Annotated in this window: 7 protein-coding genes and 1 tRNA gene; 5 read left to right on the top strand and 3 right to left on the bottom strand. The window is 58.2% G+C overall.

Annotated features, from left to right (window positions below):
• Positions 1-351 precede the first annotated feature (351 nt).
• Positions 352-1803 (top strand): FAD-dependent oxidoreductase, encoded by a 1452-nt coding sequence (locus tag DYI20_RS09845; protein WP_122549404.1) that lies wholly within the window; start codon positions 352-354, stop codon positions 1801-1803.
• A 97-nt stretch (positions 1804-1900) separates the two neighbouring features.
• The gene (htpX, locus tag DYI20_RS09840) at positions 1901-2797 is read left to right on the top strand and encodes a zinc metalloprotease HtpX (RefSeq protein ID WP_122549403.1); all 897 of its coding nucleotides are present in this window, start codon (positions 1901-1903) and stop codon (positions 2795-2797) included.
• A 35-nt stretch (positions 2798-2832) separates the two neighbouring features.
• On the opposite strand, the gene DYI20_RS09835 is transcribed toward htpX, so the two are convergent.
• Together DYI20_RS09835 and DYI20_RS09830 are read right to left on the bottom strand one after the other, a co-directional pair.
• Positions 2833-3339, bottom strand: coding sequence for a hypothetical protein (locus DYI20_RS09835; protein WP_110097971.1), 507 nt, complete (start codon positions 3337-3339; stop codon positions 2833-2835).
• Positions 3340-3391: 52 nt separating this feature from the next.
• Positions 3392-3880 carry a YajQ family cyclic di-GMP-binding protein gene (locus tag DYI20_RS09830; RefSeq protein WP_122549402.1) on the bottom strand — a complete coding sequence of 163 codons (489 nt, stop codon included), beginning with the start codon at positions 3878-3880 and terminating at the stop codon, positions 3392-3394.
• Between the two features lie 140 nt (positions 3881-4020).
• Here DYI20_RS09830 and DYI20_RS09825 point away from each other — a divergent pair.
• Positions 4021-4105 (top strand) — tRNA-Tyr (locus DYI20_RS09825).
• A gap of 132 nt (positions 4106-4237) precedes the next feature.
• Complete coding sequence (trxA, locus tag DYI20_RS09820; RefSeq protein ID WP_110097969.1) at positions 4238-4597, top strand: thioredoxin; 360 nt, start codon at positions 4238-4240, stop codon at positions 4595-4597.
• Here the strand turns inward: trxA and DYI20_RS09815 are convergent.
• On the bottom strand, positions 4594-5580 hold the full coding sequence (locus DYI20_RS09815; RefSeq protein WP_122549412.1) for a DNA-3-methyladenine glycosylase family protein: 987 nt from the start codon (positions 5578-5580) through the stop codon (positions 4594-4596). The genes trxA and DYI20_RS09815 overlap by 4 nt on opposite strands.
• Before the next feature lie 150 nt (positions 5581-5730).
• Here DYI20_RS09815 and DYI20_RS09810 point away from each other — a divergent pair, with 150 nt between their 5' ends.
• Positions 5731-7248 (top strand): pyridoxal-phosphate dependent enzyme, encoded by a 1518-nt coding sequence (locus tag DYI20_RS09810; protein ID WP_122549411.1) that lies wholly within the window; start codon positions 5731-5733, stop codon positions 7246-7248.
• Positions 7249-7306: the final 58 nt, after the last annotated feature.

Genomic DNA, 7306 nt, shown 5'->3' with positions numbered 1-7306 from the left:
GCCAGCTAACCCAAGTTTTCGCGCTCAAACTAGCTGAGGCACGACACTGCAGCCACGCGACCTCTCGCGCTCACGATCTGTGAGGCACGACTTACCCTTCGCGCTCAGTTTGACATGAGGCACTACGGGGCCCACTGGCCTGATCCGGTCCGTTGTGAATCCACCCACAGGGGTGTTCGCCCTGGGCCAGTGTGGCGGATTTAGCGTCGGGGTAGCGTCCGGAAATCGGTAGAGTGAGCTCATGACGTGGGGTGTACCCGCCGAGCTGGGCACGGGGCGTGCGTCGTAATGCTCACCGGTGAGTCAGCCGACCGCATGCTCTCATAGTGAGCTGGCTACACCCCGTGGCAGATGGGTGAGACGACTCAAACTGAAGGATGGCTTGTGACTGCTAGTGATAACCGACCGTTGCGCGTAGCGATTATCGGCGGAGGGCCAGCTGGAATTTACACGGCGGACCTGCTGACGAAGGCAGAACGAGATTTCGAGGTCAGCATCGATATTTTCGACCGCTATCCGGCCCCATTTGGACTAATCCGTTATGGAGTGGCTCCTGATCACCCGCGTATTAAGGGCATTATTAAAGCCCTCTACCGGGTGATGGACCGTGGCGATATTCGTTTCTTTGGGCACGTTGACTATGGCACTGACCTCACATTGGCCGACCTGCACCGCTACTACGACGCGGTAGTCTTCTCGACCGGTGCGGTACACGATGCAACGTTGAACATTGCTGGTGCTGAGTTGGAGGGCTCTTTCGGAGCTGCGGAATTTGTCAACTGGTATGACGCCCACCCGCATACACCTCACGAGTGGGATCTGTCTGCAGAATCTATTGCAGTGATTGGCAACGGCAACGTGGCCCTGGATATCTCTCGTGTATTGGCGAAATCCGCCGATGAAATGCTGACGACAGAGATCCCAGACTACGTCTACCAGGGCCTGAAAAACTCCCGGGCGAAAGACATCCATATCTTCGGCCGTCGTGGTCCGGCCCAGATGAAGTTCACGCCTTTGGAATTGCGTGAATTAGCGCACTCGCCCAATGTGGACATCGTGCTCTACCCGGACGACTTTGAATTCGATGAAGCCTCAGAACAGGTTGCGCAGAGCAATAACCAGATCAAGAACATGGTGGGAACGCTCAGCAACTGGATGTTGGAGCAAGAAGAGCGTGAGGAATCCGGAGAAGACACCGGGGCAACTCGTCGATTGCACCTGCACTTCTTACAAGCACCGCAGAGAATTCTGTCGGATGAGTCCGGCACGCATGTGGCCGGAATTCGAATGCAACGCATGGAACTGATCGGAGACGGCACCGTACAGGGCACCGGGGAGTTCATCGACTATCCGGTGCAGGCCGTCTACCGGGCCATCGGCTACTTCGGTTCCCCGTTGGCTGGGGTGCGGTTCAACGACAAAACCGGCACGATTGTTCACCGCGAGGGTCGGGTGCTGGATGAGAAGGACCAGCCAGTGGTCGGGCTCTATACCTCTGGATGGATTAAACGCGGTCCCGTCGGGCTGATTGGTCATACTAAAGGCGATGCTCTGGAGACCATCGGGCACATCATCGAAGACGAACCGCACCTTTATACCGCCGAGCAACCGGATGAACACGCCATTATTGACCTGTTGGAGTCTCGTGGAATCCGCTACACCGACTGGGAAGGATGGCACCGGCTGGATGCGCACGAGGTGAAACTGGGAGAAGAGTTCTCGCAGACCGCAGGGATTAGTCGGGAACGGGTTAAAGTCTTCTCCAATGAGGAGATGGTCTCGATCTCCCGTCAACACAAATAACTGCTCTCACCAGCACGGAAGATCAGTTACCACTCAGGATGGGCGCCTAAGCTAGGCATAATATTAATGTTAACGTGGTCTACACAGGGGGTCACCGGTGCATAGTCACAACAACCGCTTGAAAACCTTTGTGCTGTTCATGGTCTTGGTCGTGATCCTGCTGGCAATCGGCTGGCTGATTGCACTGGCAACCGGGAGAATGATATGGATCGGAGTCTTTGGTGCCATGTCGTTGATTTCGATCGCGATCTCTTACTGGAATTCCGATAAGATCGCGCTGAAATCGATGCACGCCTACTCGGTGTCGCCACAAGACCAACCCGAGATGTATCGAATCGTGGAAGAATTGTCGCAACGGGCCCAGCAGCCCATGCCCCGGCTTTATGTCTCGCCGACCTCATCTCCCAATGCTTTTGCGACCGGACGGAACCCGCAGAACGCCGCGGTGTGCTGTACTGAAGGGATCTTGCACATGCTCAATGCCCGAGAACTCCGTGGAGTGTTAGGGCACGAGCTGATGCACGTCTACAACCGCGACATCCTCACCAGCTCGATCGCTGCGGCCATGGCCTCACTGATTACCTCGGTGTCTCACATGTTGCTGTTCGTCGGGGCCGGTCGTGGCGGTCGGGATAACGGCGGTAATCCCTTGGCAATCATCGGGCTCATCCTGACGATGATCTTGGCGCCTTTGGCGGCCAGTCTGGTCCAATTGGCCATCTCCCGGTCGCGCGAATACGATGCGGACCAGGATGGAGCCAGCCTGACCGAAGATCCCCTCGCTCTGGCCTCGGCGCTGTACAAGCTCCAGCACGGTGTCCAGGCCGCACCACTGCCCCAAGAAGACAATAAGCTGGTCAGCTCAGCTCACATGATGATCGCTAACCCCTTCGGAGGTCAAAGCGCCAAAGCCTGGTTCTCCACGCACCCGCCGATGGAAGATCGGGTGCAACGTCTCGAAGGAATGGCGCGGTCTTTGGGGCAGCTCGATTAGTTGACTAACTAGCCGAAACACAGCCTCTCTCGTCGTTAGTCATGGTTACTGGGCTCCGGATAGGTTTCCACCGGGCGCTGAGTAACCGCGATCCAGTGCTGTTGTAGCTCGTCTTTGATGGGTTCAGCCACAAATTCTTGTTTGGCTGCCACCGCAGCCTTCAGCGTGGCCTCACGGGTGGAATCAGCGCGCTCATCGATCTCGGCCTGGTGCCGGCGAGCCTGTTCGTAAGCAGGCTGGTTGCCCGTCCGGCGTACCGAGGCCAACTCGTCCTGTAGAGCACGTTGTTGTGCGCGGGCATCCTCGAGCACATCGGCGGAAATGAAGGTCTTGACGAAGCCCTCGTCGACAATCAGCCCGCGACCGGTCTTAATACCGCGACGGAGCGCGGCGGGCAGAACCTCCGAAGGTTGGTAATCGTCCGTGGTTTCCCACTCGAGGGTGTCCAAGCTACGGTTTTCGACATTCCGACGCACCAATGCCCGGCCGACGGTCATATCGACATAACGTACCGGGTGATGGGGTTCCACGAGCAACAGCATGATTCTCCTTGCGTGATCGTCTCTCAGGCTTAGTCACACTAGCGTTGAGCGGTTAACGGAAATTGATGAATTGCAGATCGGCATCTTCGAAGTCTTTGAGCAAGGCAATGGTGGCCTGAAGATCGTCGCGGGATTTCGAGGTCGCCCGCAACTCATCACCCTGGATCTGTGTTTTGACAGACTTGGGTCCCTGATCGCGAATGAGCTTGGAAATCTTCTTCGCCGTCGCCTGGTCGATGCCCTCTTTAATGGTGGCGGTGATCCGGTACTCCTTACCTGAGGCAAAGGGCTCGGAAGACTCAAGAGACTTCAGTGAAATACCGCGACGGACCAACTTGGACTGGAACACATCCAGCACAGCCTTGACGCGATCCTCTGAGGCAGCGTGCATGGTGATCACCTGATCATTGTGTTCAATCGAGGCAGCCGCATCCTTGAAATCGTAGCGTTGTGCGATCTCTTTGGTCGCTTGGTTCAGCGCATTCGCGACCTCCTGCGGATCGACTTTGGACACGATGTCGAAGGTGGCATCCTTAGCCATAACGGTCTCCTCTGAACCATGGTGGGGACATGCTGTCACGGTGATGGTGAACATCACGGTGACTCTAGCTTAGTAAGATTAGGGTTTTTTTCGCATCTGCGGTAGGGTGGGTTGTCGTTCGCGAGAAACGCGGACCCTGCGGCAGGTTACCCAAGCGGCCAACGGGGGCTGACTGTAAATCAGCTGGCATTGCCTTCGGGGGTTCGAATCCCTCACCTGCCACCATCCAGGCACATACGATGTTTTTTCCGCGTGGTATCCGGTGTCATTGCGGTCTGTGGGAGTAGGTTGTCCACAGGTTTCAGGCCTAGAGCTGAGCCTGGCCAATCAGATATCCCGATCCTTTAGGCTGGGACCATGGCAACTATTGATCTGACTGAATCCACGTTTGAGCAGACCGTTACCGACAATGACATTGTGTTGATCGATTTCTGGGCCGAGTGGTGCGGGCCGTGCAAGATGTTTGGCCCGATCTATGACAAGGTTTCGGAAAACCACCCCGATATCGTATTCGGTAAGGTCGACACCGACGCCGAACAGGGGCTGGCTGCCGCGGCCAATATTTCCTCGATCCCAACCCTGATGGCCTTGCGCGACCGGACCCTGGTCTTCGCTCAGCCTGGCGCTATGCCGGCAGAACAGCTTGAGGATCTGATTTCGAAGGTTCGGGATCTGGACATGGACCAGGTGCGGGCCACTCAGAACCAGGACTCCTAAAAACCTCGAAAATCCATGGGCGTAAGCTTCGGCCCGAAACGCGAAAAACGCAGCCCTGAGAGGTGAATTAAACGCACCACACGGTGCCGGTGGCCGGCGAAAGGTGCTAAGAGTTCCAGCATCTGGTGGTCATCCACTCTGCGCCCGATGAGTGCTTCGCCGACGTGGTGAGCCAGATGATAGTCCCCAACCGAGACCAGATCAGCGGCCCCATGAGTCCGTTGCAACGTCTCGGCGACAGTCCAGGGGCCGATACCAGGTAGGGCGGTCAGCCGGGACGCAAGTTCGTCGATACTCACTGTCTGGCCCAGCGTGGCGAGTGTGTCGGCTCGGGAAGCAACCACAGTCATCGTCCGTGCCAGCGGCGGTTGCACACCACCCCGGTGCCATGACCAACTCGGTATCTGCCATACACGCGATGCGCTGGGCGGAACCATTAGCCGTGGTGCGCCTGTCAGGGGCACCTGCGGAGCAGGCGTCCCATAAGAACGCACCAACCATCGCCAGCTCGCCCGGGCCTGATCGTGGGTGACTTTCTGTTCCAGCACCACCCGAAATAGCTCGCCCACCAGATCGGATGTCGCCGGCAGTCGCAGTCCAGGATGCTCATGGTGGGCTCGGATGACCGCAGACGGCAACAGTCCACGCCAAGCATCAGCCTGTAGCGCCTGCGCGAACTCCGCCCACCCCTGTAGCGCCGACTCGTCGACTCCTAACAACTGTGGCACACCAGCGAGGACCTGCTCGAGGACCTCCGGCGCGGAGCCGAACGCATGGGCGGTTACCGTGGTCGGCTGTGTGGTACTGGCCGGAGGCTGGATCCATAACACGGTGGGACTGTTGGGGCACAGAGCCGTCCAGAAACCGTCCTTGCGTAGCTGAGTGGTCGGATCGCCCGTGCCACGTTGCAGGATTTTCAGCGTATGCGCCAAGGAAATTGCTGCCTCGGTCGTGAAGCTACGCACACGATGGGTTACTGTCATGGGGTTCTTGTGGAGTTTCGAGTCAAAGATGTCGTTTCGTTCCGAAGTCGCTGACACCCCGGGGGCGAACGCGGTACCGTGGTGGCTATGACTGAACCGGACCATACCACCGAACAGCACACCAGTCAGCCTGATCATGAGTCATTACAAATGCGCTACGCCCAGAACGTGCTCGACCTCATTGGCTCAACCCCGCTGGTGAAGCTCAACTCGGTGGCGAAAGACGTTCAACCAACCATTCTGGCCAAACTCGAATACCTCAACCCCGGCGGCTCGGTCAAAGACCGCATCGCGCTGAAGATGATCGAGCGAGCCGAAAGCGAGGGAAAGCTGGCCCCAGGCGGAACCGTGGTGGAACCCACGTCAGGTAATACAGGTGTGGGATTGGCCCTGGTGGCTCAACAAAAAGGCTATCGGTCGGTTTTTGTCACTCCCGATAAGGTCGGAGCTGAAAAACGCGACGTCTTGAAGGCTTACGGTGCCGATGTGATGGTCTCCCAGAGCGCGGTCGCGCCCGACTCGGAAGAGTCTTACTACGGGATCGCGAACCGCCTGGAGGAAAGTATTCCCGGGGCTTATCAGCCCAACCAATTTTTCAACCCGGCTGCTCCCGAATCCCACTATGAAACCACTGGGCCGGAAATTTGGAAAGACACTGCCGGGGCAATTAGCCATCTGGTTGTCTCGGCAGGCACCGGTGGGACCATGACCGGTACGGGACGTTATCTGAAGGATGTCTCCGCGCAGCGTCAGGGTGGCCCGGTCAAGATCGTGGTCGCTGACCCGGACGGGTCGGTATACTCCGGTGGCGCCGGCCGGCCCTACTACGTAGAAGGTGTGGGCGAAGATATGTGGCCGGACAACTACGACCCGGACCTTCCCGATGCAGTGTATGCCATCACCGACGCCGAAGCCTTCGCGATGACGCGACGGCTGGCTGCCGAAGAAGGGCTCCTAGTGGGCGGATCATCCGGTATGGCCGTGGTGGCAGCGCTACGGGAAGCCGAGAAGCTCTCCGCCGATGACGTGTTGGTGGTGATCCTGCCCGATTCCGGCCGTGGTTATCTGGGCAAAATCTTCTCCGATACGTGGATGAGCACTCGTGGGTTCTCCACCGGCGAGCGAACTCCCGTTATTCCCGATCGTCTGGGAACAGCCTACCGGGACGGCCTCGCCGCGGGTGCCGACAGCCCCAAGGACCGCGCCTCCGATACTGCCGATAGTACCGCCGCTGAGCAACAGCTGGACGAGACCACGGTGGCCGAGCTCTTGGACGATAAACACTCCTGGTTGCCGGGATCACTGCCCGAGGTCGTCACCGCCCGCACCGAAACCACAGTCGGTGAGGCCATCTCCATCATGAACCGGTACGGCATTGACGCGCTGCCGGTGGTGAGTGCCTCAACCGCCGACATTCGGGTCAATGAAGTGCGCGGGATGATCACGACTGCAACCTTAATGGCGGGGTTGGCTCAGGGACGGTTCACTCCGGCCGACCCGGTCGGCACTGTCAAGCTGGATCAACCGGTATTACTCGGGGCTCGGTCCTCACTGAGCGATGCCCGCCTCGCGCTGGCAACCACCTCGGCAGTGATCGCCACACGAGACGGCCTCGCGGTTGGAATTTTGACCCACCACGACCTGTTAATGTTCTTGAGCCCCCGTTAAGACGGGCGAATACGAGCTATCACAAGCTACGACGAGTAAGGATTTCACGAAGGTCATC

The organism is Auritidibacter ignavus (assembly GCF_003703835.1).
In the GTDB taxonomy this organism is placed as follows: domain Bacteria; phylum Actinomycetota; class Actinomycetes; order Actinomycetales; family Micrococcaceae; genus Auritidibacter; species Auritidibacter ignavus.
This window is presented reverse-complemented; position numbering and strand designations above follow the sequence as displayed.

Coding starts and splice junctions, on each gene's coding strand:
- DYI20_RS09845 (WP_122549404.1), top strand. CDS start 352: ATGGGTGAGACGACTCAAACTGAAGGATGGCTTGTGACTGCTAGTGAT.
- DYI20_RS09835 (WP_110097971.1), bottom strand. CDS start 3,339: ATGCTGTTGCTCGTGGAACCCCATCACCCGGTACGTTATGTCGATATG.
- DYI20_RS09830 (WP_122549402.1), bottom strand. CDS start 3,880: ATGGCTAAGGATGCCACCTTCGACATCGTGTCCAAAGTCGATCCGCAG.
- trxA (WP_110097969.1), top strand. CDS start 4,238: ATGGCAACTATTGATCTGACTGAATCCACGTTTGAGCAGACCGTTACC.
- DYI20_RS09815 (WP_122549412.1), bottom strand. CDS start 5,580: ATGACAGTAACCCATCGTGTGCGTAGCTTCACGACCGAGGCAGCAATT.
- DYI20_RS09810 (WP_122549411.1), top strand. CDS start 5,731: ATGCGCTACGCCCAGAACGTGCTCGACCTCATTGGCTCAACCCCGCTG.